Here is a 16,924-nt window from a genome sequence, read left to right on the forward strand (position 1 = left end):
CTTGTTAGCGTGAAGGGCGCGGGAGGGCCACGGCCCAGGGTTCCACCTCAATGGTTGCGAGGGAGGTCCTCATGTCCGGACGGCGACCCGTACCCGACGTCGGCACCACGTGGGATGCGATATGTGACATCTGGGACGAGGTCCGGGAAATCGTATTGACGTGGGAACACGTGAGGGCGGCCGAGGAGCCGGCTGGCTGATCGCCCGCCGCTGGAGGGTTGAGGCCATGGGCGGGAACGCGCACGAGTCCGCGCCGACGGCGCGGGTCCTGGCCGAGTCCACCGGCTGGCTGCTCAACGACGTGGCGCGCGAGGTCACGCTGCGGCTGGAGGAGGCCCTGAAGGGCGACGACCTCCGCTGGCGCGACTACGGGGTGCTCGTCGTGCTGGAGTCGGCCGGGCCCATGTCGCAGCAGGAGATCGGCCGGCGGCTCGCCGTCGACCGCTCGACGATGGTGCACATCATCGACCTGCTGGAGCAGCGCGGGCTGGTGGCGCGCGGGCGCGACCGGGTCGACCGGCGCGCCTACGCCATCGAGCTGACCGGCGCCGGCCGCGCGCTTCTGGTGGACGTCCTGCACCCGCTGACCGCCGAGGTCCACGAGCGGGTGCTGGGCCCCCTGACACCCGAGGAGCGGTCCGTCCTGACCCGTATTCTCGGCCGCGTCGCCCGAGGCGCCGATGAGAGCAATTTGCGAGAATAACGGACCATCTACACCTCTGATAGTTTGTAATTGCACATATCTGTGGAGCCGGGCAAGGGTCGGAGGTCCTGATCCCCCCTGGACGAGGTACATGGCCAGGAGGCGAGCCATGGACATTTCCGTCATCGGTGTTCCCGCGGAAGCATTGGAGATCTACCGGTACTTTCTGCGGCACCGTGGCGAGGGCATCGGTTCGATCAGGCAGGCCCTCGACCTCGATCCCGACACCATCGAGGCCGCCGTCGACACCCTTGACCGGCTGTCCCTGCTCGACCTGACCGACCACCACCGCGTCATGGCCACCGAGCCGCGCATCGGCATCGAGCGCCTTGTCGAGCAGCGCCTCAACGAGCTCAACTCCGAGATCCGCCGCGTACTCGGCGCGCGGGACGCCATCGCCTCCCTCGTGGAGGACCAGCAGCACGGCGAGAACGCCGGCTCCATGCTGGACATCGAACGCGTCGAGGGCTTGGACCGCGTGCGCCAGCGACTCGACGACCTGGGGTTCTTCTCCTACAAGGAGACCCTGTGCCTGCACCCGGGCGGACCGCTGTCCCGGGGCGCCATCGAGACGGCGCTGCCGCTGGACACCCGCTCGCTGCGCCGCGGGCTCGCGGTGAAGGCCGTCTACCACCCCAAGGCGCTGGACGACCAGGACATGGTGGCCTACCTGCGCGAGCTGGTGAGCCTGGGCGGCCAGGTCCACATCACCGAAGATCCCTTCGACCGCATGCTGATCTTCGACCGCAGCGTCGCCGTGGTTCCCATCCACCCCAAAGAGAGCGCCCGCGGCGCGCTGCTGGTGAAGGAACCCGGACTGGTGTCGCAGCTGGTGACCTATTTCGACGGCGTCTGGGACGCCGCCACCGACTTCCGGGAGTTCACCGAGCCGAGCACCGAGGGCCCTCGCCTTTCCGAGCTGGAACGGAAAGTCCTCACGGTCATGGCGACCGCCGACAAGGACGAGATCGCGGCGCGGGAAATCGACGTCTCCGTCCGGACATATCGCCGTTATGTCGCCGATCTCATGGCACGGCTCGGCGCGGTCAATCGTTTCCAGGCCGCATTGCGCGCCAAAGAAGAAGGCTGGATCTGACGGCGCCGGCGCCCCCGCACACTCGGAGATGACAGGGGACACTTACACCCTTTTGACTGGTGTGGATCAGAGGAGATGGTCTGATGCTGGTTTGCGTTACCGGAGGCACGGGATTCGTCGGCGCCCATTCGGTCGCCGCGCTGGTCCGCGGCGGCCACCGCGTCCGCATGCTGGTCCGCGACCCCGCCAAGGCCGCCCCCGCTCTGGCCCCCTTCGACCTCGGCCCGACTGACGTCGAGACCGTCACCGGCGACGTCACCGACGAGGGCTCCGTGGCACGGGCGGTGCGCGGCGCGGACGCCGTGCTGCACGCCGCGTCGGTGTACTCCTTCGACAGCAGGGACCACGCGCGGATGCGGCAGGTCAACGAGCGCGGCACGGGCGTCGTGCTGGACGCCGCGCGACGTGCCGGCTCGGGCCTGACCGTCCACGTGTCCAGCGTCGTCGCGCTGTTCCCCGCCCCCGGCCGCGTCGTGGACGAGGCGTCGCTCGTCGGCCACCCCCGCGAGACCTACATGGCGGGCAAGGCGGCGGCCGAGAGGATCGCCCGCCGGCACCAGGCCGAGGGCGCGCCGGTCGTCATCACCTACCCGCCCGCGCTGCTCGGACCGCACGACCCCAGGATGGGCGACCAGGTGTCACGCCTGCGGGCCGTCCTGCGCGGGCTGACGCCCCTGTGGCCGCTCGGCGGGTTCCCGGTGGGCGACGTCCGCGACACCGCGGCGCTGCACGCCGCCCTGGTCGCCGCCCCCGACCAAGCACTGACGGCGGCCCGGCACTTCGGCCCGGGGCGGTACCTGACCACGCGGCGGTACATGGAGGTGCTGCGCGAGGTCACCGGGCGCGCGCTGCCCGCGGCGTTCCTGCCCGCCCGGGCGATGCTGCCGGTGGGCGCGCTCGCCGGCCTGCTCCAGCGGGTGTGGCCGTGGCACATCCCCGCCGAGTTCGGAGCCATCTACACCTGCGCCTGCGCCACCAGGGTGGCCGACCACGCCGGCACGTTCGGCGTGCGCCCCCGGGCGGTCGCCGAGACGGTCGGCGACACGGTGCGCTGGTTGCACGAGAACGGCCGCCTGTCGGCCCGCCAGGCGGGAATCCAACGGCCGAGCCTGACGTCCGCGGGCGCGCGATGATGGGAGAGGGCGCCATGACCGAGCAGATCGCGACGAGCCCGGACCTGCACCGTCCGGCACCGGAGCCGCTGACCGCCGTCGAGATCGACTTCGTCCCGGTGGCCGTGCCCCGGCGTCCCGGCCCGCAGGCCAGGCCCGGGGCGCAGGGCCGGCCGGCCGAGCAGGCGCCGCAAGCGGCGCCGCCCGCGCCGGAGCGGTCGATGGAGGCGCTGCGCGAACGGCACCGCGGGCTGCGCTCGGACATCGTCGCGGGCCGGCGCGAGGGCGTGGAGCGGCAGCACCGCCTGGGCAAGGGCACCGCCCGCGAGCGCATCGCGATGCTGCTGGACGAGGGCTCGTTCGTCGAACTGGACATGTACCGCCGGCACCAGGCGCACGGCCTGCGGATGGAGGAGAGCCGGCCCTACACCGACGGCGTGGTCACCGGGTCCGGCACGATCGACGGCCGCCGGGTGTTCGTCTACGCCCAGGACTTCACGATCATGGGCGGGTCGCTCGGCGCCGCCCACGCGGCGAAGATCCACAAGGTGATGGACCTGGCCATCTCCACCGGCTCCCCGATCATCGGCCTGATCGACAGCGGCGGGGCGCGCATCCAGGAGGGCGTGGTCTCGCTCAGCGGGTACGGCGGCATCTTCCAGCGCAGCGTCCAGGCGTCCGGGGTGATCCCGCAGATCAGCGTGGTCCTCGGGCCGTGCGCGGGCGGGGCCGCCTACACCGTGGCGCTGGCCGACTTCGCCTTCATGGTGCGCGACACCGCGCAGCTGTACCTCACCGGGCCCGACGTGGTCGCGGCCGTGACCGGCAAGCGGTACACCCACGCCGAGCTCGGCGGGGCCGACGTGCACGGCAAGAAGTCCGGCGTGGCCACCTTCGTGCACGACGACGAGGAGAGCTGCCTGGACGAGGTGCGCTACCTGGTCTCGCTGCTGCCGGGCAACAACCTTGAGTTCCCGCCCAGCGCGCCCCCCTGCGACGCGACCACCGACACCCGCCCCCGCCTCGCCGAGATCGTCCCGGTCGAGCCGAACAAGCCCTACGACATGCGGCTGATCGTCTCCGAGCTGGTGGACGACGGCGAGTACCTGGAGATCCACGAAGGCTGGGCGCAGAACGTCATCTGCGTGCTGGCCCGCATCGACGGCGCGGTGGTCGGCATCGTCGGCAACCAGCCCATGGTGCTCGCCGGCGTGCTCGACGTCGCCGCCTCGCAGAAGGCCGCGCGCTTCGTCCGCTTCTGCGATGCCTTCGGCATCCCGCTGGTGTCCCTGATCGACGTGCCGGGCTTCCTGCCCGGGGCCGACCAGGAGTACGAGGGGATCATCCGGCACGGCGCCAAGCTGCTGTACGCCTACTGCGAGGCGACCGTGCCGCGCATCCACGTCATCGTGCGCAAGGCCTACGGCGGCGCGTACATCGTCATGGACTCGCGCACCATCGGCACCGACCTGTCGCTGGCCTGGCCGACCAACGAGATCGCCGTCATGGGCGCCGAGGGCGCCGTCAACATCATCTTCCGCAAGGAGCTGGCCGCCGCCGCCGACCCCGCGAGCCTTCGGGCCGAGCTGGTCGCCGAGTACGCCGAACAGCTCATGCACCCGCACTACGCGGCCGAGCGCGGCCTGGTCGACGATGTCATCGACCCGGTGGAGACCCGCGCCGCGGTGGCCAGGGGCCTTGCGATGCTGCGCGACAAGCGCAAGCCCGCGCCGCAGCGCAAACACGGCAACGTGCCGTTGTGAAAGCACGCTGAAGCGGCTTTCGGCGGACTTTCCGCCGAACACAGCAAATACGAAGAAGAACCGCCCGGCATCCGCCCGGAACAATTGACTTCGGCGTTTCCCGGTATTCGCGCCCCCACGCGGCCGGGAAAGCGCCCGTACGCGCCGGATCCTCTTCCCGCCGCGCACGGGCAAACGGTCAACTTTCCGGGATCGAGGTTTGCGCATGGCGACCGAGGCAGTTTCCGCGGCACCCGTCAAGGTGTCGGCGCTGAACAGCCGCCACCACCGGCTCTGGCTCAACATCTTCATGTTCATCGTGGTGGCGCACTGGGCCGAGCACATCGCCCAGGCGATCCAGCTGTGGGTGCTCGGCTGGCCCCCCAAGCAGGCGCTCGGCGTCATCGGGTCGCTGTACCCCCCGGCCTTCACCTCCGAGTGGATGCACTACGGCTACGCGCTGGTCATGCTCATCGGCCTCATCGCGCTGCGGAAGGGCTTCACCGGCAGGGCCCGCACGTGGTGGAACATCTCGCTCGGCATCCAGGTGTGGCACCACTTCGAGCACCTGCTCCTGCTGGTCCAGGCGCAGACCGGGTGGCACCTGGCGGGCCGGCCCGTGCCCACCAGCATCCTGCAGCTCTTCGCGCCCCGCGTTGAGCTCCACCTGTTCTACAACGCGATCGTCTTCATCCCCATGGTCGTGGCCATGGTCCGCCACCTGCGCCCGTCCCCGTCCGAGCGCGCCGAGATGGTGTGCACCTGCGCGGCGCGCGCATGACGGACGGTTCCGGCGCGAAGCAGGGACGCTCCCCGGTCTTCACCGTGGCGCTGACGCTCGTGGGAGCGTTCCTGCTGTACCTCGCCGTCCCCAACATCGGCCCGGTCGTCCGCGCGGCCCGGGCCGACGGCGTTCCCGGCGTGTTCACCGCCGAGACCCTGTCGTGCATCCAGCACCCCGGGCACGAGAGCTGCTCGTGGACCGGGGAGTTCCGCTCCGACGACGGCGCCGTCCAGCGCTCCGAGGTCGTCCTCTACGGCGCCGACCGGGAGACCCTGCGGCCCGGGGAGCGCGCCCGCGCGGTCGACACCGGGCGGGCGGGCCGGGTCTACGGGCCGGGCGGGTCCCGCGAGTGGGTCTTCACCGCCCTGCTCCTGCTCGCCGGCCTGGCGATCGTCCTGTTCCCGTACGCCCGCCCGCTGCGGCGGCTGCTGCGGCCCCCGGCCCCGCGGGCGGTGCCCGTGGGCGGCGGCCCCGGCCGGTGAGCCACCCGCCGGCGCCGCTGCCCCTCCCGCCGGCGTCCTCAGGGATCCCGCGGCCGTCCGCACCGATCGAGCCGGCGTCGTCGCCGGGCTCACCGGCGCCCTCACCTTCCGGGCCGGCGCCCTCACCTTCCGGGCCGGCGCCCTCACCTTCCGGTCCGGCGTCGTCATCGTCCGGGCCGGGGTCGTCATCGCTGCCGCCGGCGCCGCTGCCGCCCCTGCCGGGACGGGAGCCGGCCGTCCCGCACGTGATGATCGTGGGCGACTCCATCAGCCAGGGTCGCGAGGGCGACCGCACCTGGCGCTACCGGCTGTGGCGGACCCTGGTCGACCAGGGGACCGCCGTGCGCTTCGTCGGGCCGTGGAAGGGCACCTGGGTGCCCTCCGCGGTCTGGCCGGCCGAAGCCCCCGCCCAGCCCGCCCGTCCGGACAGCGGCCGAGCCCATCCGGACGACGGCCCCGCCCGCCGGGGTGACGGGCCCGCCCGTCCGGGCGGCCCGGACGACCCGGCGTACGCGGGCTCCTACCGGCGGGGCATCCATTTCCCTGCGTGCCGCCACTACGCGAGCTGGGGCCGGCTGCTGCACGAGGCCAAGGACAACATCGAGGACGCGGTCGCCGCCCACGGACCGGGCTGGCTGATGGTCGCGCTGGGCTTCAACGACCTGGCGTGGGGCGTCTCGGGCCCAGGCCGGCTGCTCGCCGACATGGAGACCTTCGTCCTGCGCGCCCGCGCGGCCGATCCCGCTGTTCAGTTCTTGATCGGAAATGTCGTGCACCGCACGCCGCTGAGTAGCCTGCCCGATCTGGCCCGCGACACCGACTCCTACAACCGGGAGCTGCCGCGGCTGCTCGCCGCGCTGTCGACGGACCGGTCGAGGGCGGTGCCGGTCGATCTGGCCGGCGTCTACGACCCCCACCGCGACTCCTACGACGGCGTCCATCCGAACGACTCCGGTGAGGCGAGGATAGCCGCGGCGTTCGCCGCCGCCTTCGCCCCCGCGCTCGTGCATGCGGGGGGCGGCGTCTCCGGCCGGGTCCCCGCGCTCGGCTGAGGAGGCCGGGCCGGCCGTCGTGCCGCGCTGATCTGCTGGGCCGGCGCCTTGCGGCTGGGTTGTGCGGCCGGCTTACGCGGTCGCCTCGGGGGCCGGACGCGCCGGGCGGCGGTGGAGGTCACACGCGCTCGGCGGCGATGGAGGTCAGCAGCGAGACGAGCCGGTCAGGGGCCGACACCATCGGCCAGTGGCCGGTGTCGAGGGTGTGGAAGGTCCAGTTGGGCACGGCCCGCATGGCGGCGACGTCCTCGGAGACGCGCCCGTCGAAGTGCTCCTTGGAGCAGACGATGTAGCTCGCCCGCTGGTGCTCCAGCGGGCGGGTCAGGACGGCGGGCTCCGAGAGGGTGTGCCCGGGGTGGCCGACGAAGCGCTCGACCAGCCACTGCGCCTGGCGGGTGGACAGATCTTGCCCCTCGGCGACGATCGTGACGTCCGGGATCGGCCAGCGGCCGCTGTTCTCGGCGATCAGTCGCAGCTCCCCGGCGCGCACGCGCTCGGGGAAGGCGTGCAGCATCGACTTGCCGTCGTGCGGCAGGAATCCCTCGACGAACACCGTGCGGCTCACGCGCTCGGGCGCGCGGTCGGCCACCTGGCCGGCGACGATGCCCGAGTAGCTGTGCCCGACCACGATGACGTCGCGTAGATCGTGTTTCTCCATCAGGGCGAGCACGTCGTCGACGTGGGTGGCGAGGCCGACGGTGGAAACGTCGGCCTCGGGGTCGACCAATCCGGAAAGTGTGATCGCATGGACGTCATGGCCGAGCGCGCGCAGCCCGCGGGTCACCGGCTCCCAGACCCACGCGCCCGTCCACGGACCGGGAATCAGGATGAATTGATTTTTCACGGCAGGTCAGTTTCCTTTCCTTCACGGCTGGACTGCCTGAACGGTACGGAATTCGGACCTGGCGGGGCTTTTAGTATGCGGGCCGGGGCGACATGAATATCCGTAGTTATTGAACAGTCTCGTGCCGGATGGCGTCAACGGTGGTCAGGCGGCCACGGGGACCGCGGCGGACGGGCGAAGGGCGGCGGCGTCCCACTCGGACACCTTGATCGGCTGCGCGTCACCGAGGACGGCGACCACACCGGCGTAACCGTCACCGGGATAGATCGTGCGCATTTGAACCGTGTGCGGGGGAATGTCCAGCGGCCAGCTCAACAGCGCGGGCTCCTGCGACGGCGCGCTCACCTCCACCTTGTGCGGCGAGATCCGCAGGCCGTGGCCGGTGGCCTTGAGCACCGCCTCCTTGCACACCCACATACGGGCGAATCCGGCCTGCTGATGACGGTCGGGAAGGGTCTTCAGCACTTCCTGCTCGTCGCGCGACAGCGCGCATCCCACCAGCTCGCTGACCGGGGCGGTCGGCACCTGCTCGACGTCGACGCCCACGGGCCCGGCGGTGGTCAGGGCGACCGCGACGCGGTTGCCCGAGTGGGAGATCGAGGCGTGCAGCCCGTCGTCGGTCAGGATGTAGGGGCGGCCGTGCGGCTTGTCACAGCTCATGCAGCGCCGCTCGATGGGCACCCGCTCAGGCGCGATGTCGAGCTGGGCGCCGGCGGCGGTGCGCAGCAGCCAGGCGGCGGTCACGAACCTCTGGCGGTCCTGCTCGCGCCGGTAGGCGGCGGCCCGCTTCAGCTCGGTGCCGTTCAGCACGCCGACCATGGACTCGAGCGCGTAGTCCTGCGGGTCGGCCCACCAGATCTGGCAGTCGACGGTCCGGAGAGCGATGGCGTTCATAAGCGTGTCCTCCTCGGGTTAGGGGCGGCCGTTGGTCAGGGTCCGGCAGGTCACCAGTTCCCAGTCGCTTACTTCGGGGTTGGTCAGGATCTGCGTCACCTCGGCGCGGATCTGCGCGTCGGTGGTCTCCTCATCGGTCTGCACGCGGATGGCGATGTCGCCGGTGACGTTCTTGAGGTCCTTTCGCCATTTCCTCGGAAGCAGGGCCAGGATTCTGATTCCGTCGACCGGCGAGTTCGGAAGCGGATCGCCGGCGGTCCTGCGGATGGTCAATTCGACGAGCATGTGGTCACCTCAGTCCCAGGTCGTGCCCGGCGTGACCGGCGCATGGCCCGGCGCGGCCCGGATGAACGACATTTCGGATTCGGCCCGGCCGTTGTTCTCGCTTCGCATTTCGATCCCTTTTCTGTCGGCTGTGTGTTTTCTTCTCGCACGACCAACTCTGCGGGATCGGCGTCCGCCGGAACAGAAGAAGCGAAGTCAGCAAGCTGCAGGGTGGTTGCAGCTTCCTGCCACCCTTCCCGCGCCCCTCGCGAACGGCCTGCTCAGGCGGGGCGGTGCGCGGCAGGAGGGGCACCATGCCGGTGGACGCGGCGGGCTGATAGAACGGGAGACGCCCCGCACCGCCCGGCCCATAGGAGGTGGACCCCTTGCGGCAGCTCAGCGCCCTCGACGCGCAGTTCCTCGCCTTCGAGACCGACACCAACGTCGCCAATGTGGCCGGCCTGTCGATCCTGGAAGGGCCGATCAGCCGGGAGGAACTGCTGGGCCTGGTCGAGGAGCGGTCGGAGCTGGTCCCGCCGCTGCGGCAGCGCATCATGCGGGTGCCGTTCAACCTCGACCACCCCTACTGGGTGCAGGACGACACGCTCGACCTGGACTACCACGTGCGCGAGCTGGCCTTGCCCGCCCCCGGCACCGACCGGCAGCTCGCCGCGCAGGTGGCCCGGCTGCACGCCCGGCGCCTGGACCGGCGGCACCCGCTGTGGGAGATGTACCTCATCCACGGCCTCAAGGGCGGCCGCACCGCGCTGTACACCAAGCTGCACCACGCCGCGATCGACGGCATGGGCGGGGCGGACGTGCTGGCCGCCTTCATGGACCTGGAGCCCAACCCCAGGCCCCGCCCCCGCCCGGCCCCGGCCGAGCCCGAGCTCGCGCCCGAGACGGCGCAGATGCTGCTCAGGACCGCCGCCCGGCTGGCCGCCAACCCGGCCCACCTGCTGAGGTTCCTCGCCGAGGCGGCGCCCTACCTGGACGAGATCCCGCTCATCTCCCGGATCCCCGGCGCGGGCACCGTGTCGCGGGTCACCCGCCGGCTGGCCCGCGAGCTCGGCATCAGCGACGGGCAGGTGGTCCCCGAACTACCCAAGCTGGTCGTGCCGCGCACGCCGTTCAACGGCCCCGTCTCGGCGCACCGCCGCTTCGCCTTCGTGGAACTGCCCCTCGACGAGGTGAAGAAGGTCAAGAACGCCTTCGGCGTCACGGTCAACGACGTCGTGATGACGCTGGCCGCCACGGCGGTGCGGCGCTGGCTGGTCGCCCATGACGCGCTGCCGGAGGACCCGCTGGTCGCCGGCGTGCCGTTCTCGCTGCGCGGCGTCGAGGGCACCGAGCCGGGCAACCAGGTCACCCTCATGATCACCTCGCTGGACACGCACATCGACGACCCGCGCGAGCGGCTGTTCGCCGTGCGCGACTCCATGCAGCGCATCAAGGACCGCTTCAGCCTGTCACCGGCGCGCTGGCTGCGCCATCTGAGCGAGAGTATGCCCGCCGCCCTCACCGGCCTGGCCGAACGCGCCGCCTTCGGCCTGGCCGCGCAGACCTCGCCGCCGGTGAACCTGCTCATCTCCAACGTCCCCGGCCCGCAGATCCCGCTGTACATATGCGGGCGGCGTCTGCTCGCCCAGTACCCGGTCTCCGTGGTGACCGACGCCAGCGGCGGCCTCAACATCACCGCCCTGTCCTACAACGGCCAGGTCGCCATCGGCATCATCGCCGACCGCACCATGGTCCCCGACATCTGGAAACTCCCCACCCACCTGCGAGAATCCCTCGACGAACTCATGTCCCTCACCTGAAATCCCGCTACGGCGGGTCGGCTCAGTTCTGGGTCGTCGGGCGGATGACGATCTCGCCGATCTCCACCTCACGCGGCTGTTCGATGGCGAAGGCGACGGCGCGGGCGACGGCTTCCGGCGCGATGGCGTACTGGTTCATGTTGCGGAGGATCTCCTCACGGACCTCGGGGTCGTCGATGGAGCCGGGGAGTTCCGTACGCACGTAGCCCGGCGAGACCGCCGTCGTCCGCAGCACACCATCGGTCGACTCCTGCCGCAGCCCTTCCAGGAGGGTACGCACGGCGTTCTTGGTCGCGGCGTAGACCGCCATCGTGGGCGTGATCTTAAGCCCGGCGGTCGACACCGTGGTCACCAGGTGGCCCTGCCCCTGCTCGCGGAAGACCGGCAGCGCGGCGGCGATGCCGTACAGCACGCCGCGCAGGTTGACATCGATCATCGCCGACCAACCGGCCACGTCGAGGTCGGCCACGGGGCCGATCTTGCTGATGCCGGCGTTGCCCACCAGCACGTCGAGCCGCCCGAACTCCGTCACGGCCAGTCCGACGAGCCGTTCGAGGTCCGCGCGGTCGGTGACGTCCACGGGGCAGGTGACGGCGAGGCCGCCGCGGTCGCGGATCTGCCGGGCGATCTCGTCGAGCCGTTCCGTCCGCCGCGCGCCGAGCACGACGGCGGCGCCCCGCTCGGCGAGCAGGCGCGCGGTGGCCTCGCCGATCCCGCTGCTCGCCCCGGTGATGGCCACGACCTTGCCCTCGATGGCTGACATGGATCTCCTCCACAGTAAAATGGACATGTGTCCGCTTGTGTCTGCTCCCACCGTACCGGACATGTGTCCACTTAGTTCGACCTGCCCTGCAGAGGACCGATGAACGAACCCCGCCGCCGAGCCGACGCCACCGAGAACCGCGTACGGATCCTCCAGGCCGCACGAGAGGTCATCGCGAACGCGGACGAGGTGAGGCTCAACGAGATCGCCAAGCGAGCGGGTGTCGGCCAGGGCACCCTCTACCGCCACTTCCCGACCCGTGAGGCCCTGCTCGCCGAGGTCTACCGCAAGGATGTGGACGACCTCGTGGCCGCAGCGCCCGCACTGCTCGCCGAGCATGCGCCGCTGCCCGCTCTGGCCCGCTGGCTGGACCGGGTGGCCGAGTACGCGAAGGTCAAGCGCGGGGTGTTCGCGGCCGTCGAGGTGGGGGTGTGGCGGGATCTGTCCGCGCACAGCCTCGGCCCGATCGGGGAGGCGCTGACCCTGCTTCTCGACGCGGGCAAAACCGATGACGTCATCCGCCCCGACGTGGACGCCCGCGACGTGATCCTCCTCATCGGCTACCTGACCCGCCTGGAGCCCGAGGAGTGGGACGCCCGCGCCCACCACCTCCTGGAGGTCATCCTCAACGGCCTGCGCCCTCACACCTGAACGGCTTCACCGCAAAGGTCCTGTCCGATCGCGGTGCGAGCGACCTCGATGCGAAGCCACGTCACAGGCCGGGTATGCCGGGTTCGGCGTCTTGTTTGACCTAGAGAGTGATGCGGTCGACGCGTACGGCGCGGTCGCCGGGGAGGACGATGGGGTCGGCCACTTCGACCACGCGGCCGCTCGCGAGCATCTGGCGGGTGATGGCGAACACCGGTATGCCGGAGCCGATGCCGAGCGCCTCGGCTTCCTCGGGGGTCGGCATGCGGACCGCCGTCTCTTCCACGATGTCGTCGACGTCGATCCCGAGCGTACGCAACTGCGCGATGTTGCCGCCCGGCCAGGACTCGTTGTCCGGGTTGGCGACCGGCGTCGCCTCGACATCGGACGCCAGGAGGCAGGTCCGGGAAATCTGCGAGGGGACGTCGGCGGCGTAGAACACAAAGCGGCGTTCCAGGACTCGGGCGCCTACTTCGACATTGAACAGGGTGGCCAGGCGTTCGTCGGCCGAGATCCAGCGGAACGCCTTGTCGAGCCGATACCGGGTCCACGTGATGCCCTGGTCCTGGGTGAAGCTCGTCCGTGGCACGGTCTGCGCGCCGGCGTCGGCCAGGTAACGCTCCATGGAGACGCGCCGAACCGGCGGCCGCTCGCGCACGAAGGTGCCCGACCCGCGACGGGATTCGACCAGGCCCTCATTGCGCAGCAGGTCCAGCGCACGCCTGATGAGGATCTCGGAGACGTCGTGCTCTTCGGCCAAGACGCGATGCGCGGGTAGGCGGGCGCCCGGCGCGAGGTCGCCGTTGCGTATCCGTTGACGCAGGTGATCAGCGATTCGCAGGTAGGAGAGGTCGCCGACCACGGAGAGGGCTTCGCCGTTCCTCGACCTCGGGCGAGTGACGAAGACGAGGGCGGCCGCGGGTTGCGGATCGTTGAGCACCTGACCGACGAATGGGGAGTGGATCCCGGCGTGCATGGCGTCGGCAAGGCCGTGTGGTGGAGGAAGTGTCGCTGATCGCGAACGGCCTGCACGCCGCGTTGTCCAAAGCGCCATGGTCTCCGATGGTGGGGGAGTCCCGCCGGCCCGCGAGAGGCCCTCGGTGAACTCATGGCAACGGTCGTGCGGCTGACCTCCGCGAGACTGCCGGTTTGCTAAGAGGAACATGGTTCCGTATGTTGGGTAGCGGAACGTGGATCCGTTTGTTGGCGATGCCAGGACGGGTGCCCCGTGGTCTGGCCGTTTGTGGCCGTTCGTGTCGCCCTTTTCAGGAGAAACACCCATGAACCAGCTCGATGGAGTCGTCATCTCGGTGCGTCCGGTGGTGCTGCCCGCCCCCGGCCGTGGGGAGGATCTGCAGGTGCGGGTGTCGGCCCCGGTGGCCGGCGGTGACCTGCCCGTCATCGTGTTCTCGCACGGGTTCGGCCAGTCGATGGACGGCTATGCTCCGCTGGTCGACTTCTGGGCCGCTCGCGGGTTCGTGGTCGTCCAGCCCACCCACCTCGACTCGCGGACGCTGGACGTCACGCCGGACGACCCTCGCCACCCGGAGATCTGGCGGTTCCGGGTGCGGGACCTGACGTGCGTCCTTGACCACCTGGACCTCGTCGAGGCCTCGGTCCCCGGCCTCGCGGGGCGGATCGACCGCGGCCGCATCGCGGTCGCCGGGCACTCCTGGGGCGCGCAGACGGCGAGCATGCTGCTGGGCGCGCGGGTCCTGGACGCCGAGGGCGTGCCCGGCGAGGACATGTCCGACCCCCGGATCAGGGCCGGTGTGCTGCTCGCCGTGCCGGGGACGGGCGGCGCCGACCTGACGCCGTTCGCCGCCGAGCACTTCTCCTTCATGAACCCCGACTTCACCCGGATGACCCCGCCGGCCCTGGTGGTCGCGGGGGACAAGGACCAGTCCGCCCTGAGCGTCCGGGGCCCGGAGTGGTTCACCGACGCCTACTTCCTGAGCCCGGGCGCCAAGAGCCTGCTCACCCTGTTCGGGGCGGAGCACTCGCTGGGCGGAGTCGCCGGCCACGCCGTCACGGAGACGACGGACGAGAGCCCCGAACGGGTCGCGCTGATCCAGCGGCTCACGTCGGCGTTCCTGCGCAGCGCGCTCTACCCCGCGGACGACGGCTGGTCCGTGGCGAGCGCCGAGCCGGCGCGAGGCACCGATTCCGTGGGCCGTGTCGAATCCAAGTGACGTTCCGGGAAGCCTGCCGCCGCCGTCAGACGACGGGCGGCAGGCCTCCTGCCAGCAGAGAGGATCCACGGCACCATGCCCAGTTTCGGGATCATGACCGCCCCCATGCAGGTCGGCTACCACGACGTCCTCCGGGTCTGGCGGGAGGCGGACGCCATTCCCGAGATCGAGCACGCGTGGTTGTTCGACCACCTCCTGCCGATCGCCGGCGAGCTGAACGGACCGGCGTACGAGGGCTGGACGCTGCTGTCGGCGCTCGCCGCCCAGACCCGGCGGCTGCGTCTCGGACTGCTGGTCACCAGCAACCGGTTCCGGCCGCCCGCGATGCTGGCCAAGATCGCCGCGACTGTGGACGTCGTCTCCGGCGGGCGGCTCGACTTCGGCATCGGCGCGGGCTCACGTCCGGACCACCCGCTGGCCCGCCGGGAGTACGAGGCGCACGGCCTGCCCTTCCACGACTTCGCCCACTCGGTGGGCAGCCTCGCCGAGGCGTGCACCGTCATCCGCCGGATGTGGACCGCGACCGAGCCCTTCGACTTCGACGGCGCCTACGTCAGGCTCACCGGCGCCTTCTGCAACCCCAAGCCGGTCCAGCGGCCCAGTCCGCCGATCGTGATCGGCGGACGCTCGTCCGCGACGCTGCGCGTGGCCGCCGAGCACGCCGACGTGTGGAACATCCCCGGCGGAGACGCCAGAGACATCGACGACGTCGCCGGACGCAGCGCCCTGCTGGACCGGTACTGCGCCGAGATCGGCCGCGACCCCGCCTCCATCACCCGGTCGATCCACCTGCCGGTCTCCTATGACCGGCCCCGGACGACCCGGGAGGCGATCGGCGAGGCGGTCGCCGCCGGCTTCCAGCACGTCGTCCTCGGCCTGTCCGCGCCTTACCCCGCCGGCGTCGCACGGTGGGTCGCCGACGAGCTCGTCAGAGCACGGTGAGCCGGAGGGACCGGTGGGCCGCCCATGGGGAGCGGGTCACCGGCCCATCCCGTCGGCGCGGTCGGCGGCTTCGGCGCCGTACGCCTCCGGGATCGAGCGTCAGGAGACCGAGTGGGCCATCCAGGACCAGCGCGACCTGATCAAGGCCGACCCCGCCTGCAAGGATTTCCCCAGCAAGCGCCCGGAGGTCCTCCCGCCACCACGGGAGGTCCCGCCGGGCAATGACGCACCGCCCACCCCGGCCCCCACAACCCAGCCGGCCCCCACAACCCAGCCGACCTCCACCGCCGCCCCGACCCTCACCTCGGACCCGGCCATCCCGGCGCCGACCCCCACCCTCGCCCCGACCACCACCTAGACCCGGCCGCCCCGGCTCCCACCCCGCTCTCGACGCGGTGGAGGGACGGTGAACCCCTGGGGGCGGTGACCGGCTTCACGGCCACCGTCCCCGGCAGGAGTGGTGGTCGGCCGTACCTGGGCGGCGGGGAAGGTTCGGATTCGCGCTCGCCATTCCCGCACCGCGGAGCCATCGGCGCGGGAATCGCCGGTGTGGTCAGGTCGTCCGGGGGGAGGACAGCAGTGCCATGCGGGCGGCGCCTATGAGGCCGGCGTCGCGGGCGAGGGCGGCCGGGGTGACGCGGAGGCGGCGGACGAACTCCAGGCTGGTGCGTTCGGCGACGGCACGGCGGAGCGGGGCGAACAGGACCTCGCCGGCCGCGGCGACGCCGCCGCCCACGACGACCTGGTCCAGGTCGCAGACCGTGGCGACCGCGACGATGGCGGTGGCCAGCGCCCCGGCCGCCCGGTCGAAGGCGGCCAGGGGTACGGCCTCACCCTGGCCCGCCGCCTGCGCCAGCTCGCGGGCGTCGGCGCCGCGCCAGCCGTTCTCGCGGGCCCAGCGCACCATCGACGGGCCGCTCGCGATCGTCTCGACGCATCCGGTCCCGCCGCACGGGCAGGGCGCGCCGGCGGGGTCCACCACGATGTGCCCGATGTGCCCGGCGTTCCCGGTCGGCCCGGTGTAGGGGCGTCCGTCCAGCACCAGGCCGCCGCCGATGCCGGTGGAGACGACGATGCCGAGCATGGCCCTGGATTCGCGCCCCGCGCCGCGCCAGTGTTCGCCCGCGGCCGCCGCGACGGCGTCGCCGAACAGGTGGCACGGCGCCCCGGGCACGGCGTCGGAGACCCGGGCCAGCAGCGGGAAGTGCCGCCAGGCGGGGATGTTCACCGGGCTCACCGTGCCCGCCTGCGGGTCCAGCGGGCCGGCGGAGGCCACGCCCACGGCCACGGGCGGCACCTCGCCGGCGACCTCGCGCAGCAGCCCGATCAGGGCGTCGCTCACCACGCCGGGGTGGCCGGGCGGCGCGGGCGGGGTCGGCACCTCGCGGCCGCGCAGCACCGTCCCGTCCTTGCCGACCAGGGCCGCGGCCAGCTTGGTGCCGCCGATGTCGGCGGCCAGCACGTACGAAGTCATGGGCTCCTCGTCGTTCAGCAGGTCGGGCGAAGGGCGCCTGGCACGGGCCCGGAAGGCGAAGGACGGCACCGCCGGCCCGGCACGTCCGGCGCGGTGACGTCAAGCGATGAGT

Annotated in this window: 18 protein-coding genes; 12 read left to right on the plus strand and 6 right to left on the minus strand. The window is 71.6% G+C overall.

Annotated elements, in window-relative coordinates; all coding sequences use genetic code 11:
- The first annotated feature begins 160 nt into the window (after nt 1-160).
- The 7 genes from ACWEN6_RS12915 to ACWEN6_RS12945 all read left to right on the plus strand — a co-directional run bounded on the left by ACWEN6_RS12915 (nt 161) and on the right by ACWEN6_RS12945 (nt 6,971).
- Nucleotides 161-703, plus strand: a complete 543-nt coding sequence (locus tag ACWEN6_RS12915; protein ID WP_354851181.1) for a MarR family winged helix-turn-helix transcriptional regulator — start codon at nt 161-163, stop codon at nt 701-703.
- A 109-nt stretch (nt 704-812) separates the two neighbouring features.
- On the plus strand, nt 813-1,799 hold the full coding sequence (locus tag ACWEN6_RS12920; protein WP_354851184.1) for a hypothetical protein: 987 nt from the start codon (nt 813-815) through the stop codon (nt 1,797-1,799).
- 83 nt (nt 1,800-1,882) lie between these two features.
- Complete coding sequence (locus ACWEN6_RS12925; protein ID WP_452570344.1) at nt 1,883-2,932, plus strand: NAD-dependent epimerase/dehydratase family protein; 1,050 nt, start codon at nt 1,883-1,885, stop codon at nt 2,930-2,932.
- 200 nt (nt 2,933-3,132) lie between these two features.
- Nucleotides 3,133-4,674 carry an acyl-CoA carboxylase subunit beta gene (locus tag ACWEN6_RS12930; RefSeq protein ID WP_452570598.1) on the plus strand — a complete coding sequence of 514 codons (1,542 nt, stop codon included), beginning with the start codon at nt 3,133-3,135 and terminating at the stop codon, nt 4,672-4,674.
- 205 nt (nt 4,675-4,879) lie between these two features.
- Nucleotides 4,880-5,434, plus strand: a complete 555-nt coding sequence (locus ACWEN6_RS12935; protein ID WP_354926502.1) for a hypothetical protein — start codon at nt 4,880-4,882, stop codon at nt 5,432-5,434.
- Nucleotides 5,431-5,919 (plus strand): hypothetical protein, encoded by a 489-nt coding sequence (locus ACWEN6_RS12940; protein WP_354851196.1) that lies wholly within the window; start codon nt 5,431-5,433, stop codon nt 5,917-5,919. Before ACWEN6_RS12935 ends, ACWEN6_RS12940 begins: the two co-directional genes overlap by 4 nt.
- 248 nt (nt 5,920-6,167) lie before the next feature.
- The gene (locus tag ACWEN6_RS12945) at nt 6,168-6,971 is read left to right on the plus strand and encodes a GDSL-type esterase/lipase family protein (RefSeq protein ID WP_452570599.1); all 804 of its coding nucleotides are present in this window, start codon (nt 6,168-6,170) and stop codon (nt 6,969-6,971) included.
- A 118-nt stretch (nt 6,972-7,089) separates the two neighbouring features.
- Here the strand turns inward: ACWEN6_RS12945 and ACWEN6_RS12950 are convergent, their stop codons facing one another.
- From ACWEN6_RS12950 to ACWEN6_RS12960, 3 genes are all read right to left on the minus strand, one after another.
- Entirely contained in the window at nt 7,090-7,815 is a 726-nt protein-coding gene (locus tag ACWEN6_RS12950) for an alpha/beta fold hydrolase (protein WP_452570345.1), read from the minus strand.
- 144 nt (nt 7,816-7,959) lie between these two features.
- Nucleotides 7,960-8,709, minus strand: coding sequence for a 4'-phosphopantetheinyl transferase family protein (locus tag ACWEN6_RS12955; protein WP_354851204.1), 750 nt, complete (start codon nt 8,707-8,709; stop codon nt 7,960-7,962).
- An 18-nt stretch (nt 8,710-8,727) separates the two neighbouring features.
- Nucleotides 8,728-8,994 (minus strand): hypothetical protein, encoded by a 267-nt coding sequence (locus ACWEN6_RS12960; protein WP_354851207.1) that lies wholly within the window; start codon nt 8,992-8,994, stop codon nt 8,728-8,730.
- Nucleotides 8,995-9,359: 365 nt separating this feature from the next.
- Between ACWEN6_RS12960 and ACWEN6_RS12965 the strand changes: the two genes are divergently transcribed.
- A complete protein-coding gene (locus tag ACWEN6_RS12965; protein WP_380824085.1) occupies nt 9,360-10,793 on the plus strand; it encodes a WS/DGAT/MGAT family O-acyltransferase in 1,434 nt (477 codons plus the stop codon).
- 22 nt (nt 10,794-10,815) lie between these two features.
- On the opposite strand, the gene ACWEN6_RS12970 is transcribed toward ACWEN6_RS12965, so the two are convergent.
- Nucleotides 10,816-11,556 (minus strand): SDR family oxidoreductase, encoded by a 741-nt coding sequence (locus ACWEN6_RS12970; protein ID WP_452570346.1) that lies wholly within the window; start codon nt 11,554-11,556, stop codon nt 10,816-10,818.
- A 99-nt stretch (nt 11,557-11,655) separates the two neighbouring features.
- Between ACWEN6_RS12970 and ACWEN6_RS12975 the strand changes: the two genes are divergently transcribed.
- Complete coding sequence (locus ACWEN6_RS12975) at nt 11,656-12,207, plus strand: TetR/AcrR family transcriptional regulator (protein WP_452570347.1); 552 nt, start codon at nt 11,656-11,658, stop codon at nt 12,205-12,207.
- 100 nt (nt 12,208-12,307) lie between these two features.
- On the opposite strand, the gene ACWEN6_RS12980 is transcribed toward ACWEN6_RS12975, so the two are convergent.
- Nucleotides 12,308-13,144: a GntR family transcriptional regulator gene (locus ACWEN6_RS12980; RefSeq protein ID WP_452570348.1), complete on the minus strand. Its 837-nt coding sequence runs from the start codon at nt 13,142-13,144 to the stop codon at nt 12,308-12,310.
- A gap of 340 nt (nt 13,145-13,484) precedes the next feature.
- On the opposite strand from ACWEN6_RS12980, the gene ACWEN6_RS12985 reads away from it, so the two are divergent.
- The 3 genes from ACWEN6_RS12985 (at nt 13,485) to ACWEN6_RS12995 (ending at nt 15,696) form a co-directional block, all read left to right on the plus strand.
- The gene (locus tag ACWEN6_RS12985; protein ID WP_452570349.1) at nt 13,485-14,396 is read left to right on the plus strand and encodes an alpha/beta hydrolase family protein; all 912 of its coding nucleotides are present in this window, start codon (nt 13,485-13,487) and stop codon (nt 14,394-14,396) included.
- A 75-nt stretch (nt 14,397-14,471) separates the two neighbouring features.
- Nucleotides 14,472-15,338, plus strand: coding sequence for an LLM class flavin-dependent oxidoreductase (locus tag ACWEN6_RS12990; RefSeq protein WP_452570350.1), 867 nt, complete (start codon nt 14,472-14,474; stop codon nt 15,336-15,338).
- 13 nt (nt 15,339-15,351) lie between these two features.
- The gene (locus tag ACWEN6_RS12995; RefSeq protein ID WP_452570351.1) at nt 15,352-15,696 is read left to right on the plus strand and encodes a hypothetical protein; all 345 of its coding nucleotides are present in this window, start codon (nt 15,352-15,354) and stop codon (nt 15,694-15,696) included.
- A 195-nt stretch (nt 15,697-15,891) separates the two neighbouring features.
- On the opposite strand, the gene ACWEN6_RS13000 is transcribed toward ACWEN6_RS12995, so the two are convergent.
- Nucleotides 15,892-16,812: an ROK family protein gene (locus ACWEN6_RS13000; protein ID WP_452570352.1), complete on the minus strand. Its 921-nt coding sequence runs from the start codon at nt 16,810-16,812 to the stop codon at nt 15,892-15,894.
- Between the last annotated feature and the right edge of the window lie 112 nt (nt 16,813-16,924).

It is taken from the genome of Sphaerisporangium sp. NPDC004334 (assembly GCF_053602655.1).

Bases quoted from the DNA above. Each gene is read 5' to 3' on its own strand.
- ACWEN6_RS12990 (WP_452570350.1), top strand. From the start codon at position 14,472: ATGCCCAGTTTCGGGATCATGACCGCCCCCATGCAGGTCGGCTACCAC.
- ACWEN6_RS12940 (WP_354851196.1), top strand. From the start codon at position 5,431: ATGACGGACGGTTCCGGCGCGAAGCAGGGACGCTCCCCGGTCTTCACC.
- ACWEN6_RS12920 (WP_354851184.1), top strand. From the start codon at position 813: ATGGACATTTCCGTCATCGGTGTTCCCGCGGAAGCATTGGAGATCTAC.
- ACWEN6_RS12955 (WP_354851204.1), bottom strand. From the start codon at position 8,709: ATGAACGCCATCGCTCTCCGGACCGTCGACTGCCAGATCTGGTGGGCC.
- ACWEN6_RS13000 (WP_452570352.1), bottom strand. From the start codon at position 16,812: ATGACTTCGTACGTGCTGGCCGCCGACATCGGCGGCACCAAGCTGGCC.
- ACWEN6_RS12970 (WP_452570346.1), bottom strand. From the start codon at position 11,556: ATGTCAGCCATCGAGGGCAAGGTCGTGGCCATCACCGGGGCGAGCAGC.
- ACWEN6_RS12985 (WP_452570349.1), top strand. From the start codon at position 13,485: ATGAACCAGCTCGATGGAGTCGTCATCTCGGTGCGTCCGGTGGTGCTG.
- ACWEN6_RS12930 (WP_452570598.1), top strand. From the start codon at position 3,133: ATGGAGGCGCTGCGCGAACGGCACCGCGGGCTGCGCTCGGACATCGTC.
- ACWEN6_RS12945 (WP_452570599.1), top strand. From the start codon at position 6,168: ATGATCGTGGGCGACTCCATCAGCCAGGGTCGCGAGGGCGACCGCACC.
- ACWEN6_RS12975 (WP_452570347.1), top strand. From the start codon at position 11,656: ATGAACGAACCCCGCCGCCGAGCCGACGCCACCGAGAACCGCGTACGG.
- ACWEN6_RS12935 (WP_354926502.1), top strand. From the start codon at position 4,880: ATGGCGACCGAGGCAGTTTCCGCGGCACCCGTCAAGGTGTCGGCGCTG.
- ACWEN6_RS12960 (WP_354851207.1), bottom strand. From the start codon at position 8,994: ATGCTCGTCGAATTGACCATCCGCAGGACCGCCGGCGATCCGCTTCCG.
- ACWEN6_RS12925 (WP_452570344.1), top strand. From the start codon at position 1,883: ATGCTGGTTTGCGTTACCGGAGGCACGGGATTCGTCGGCGCCCATTCG.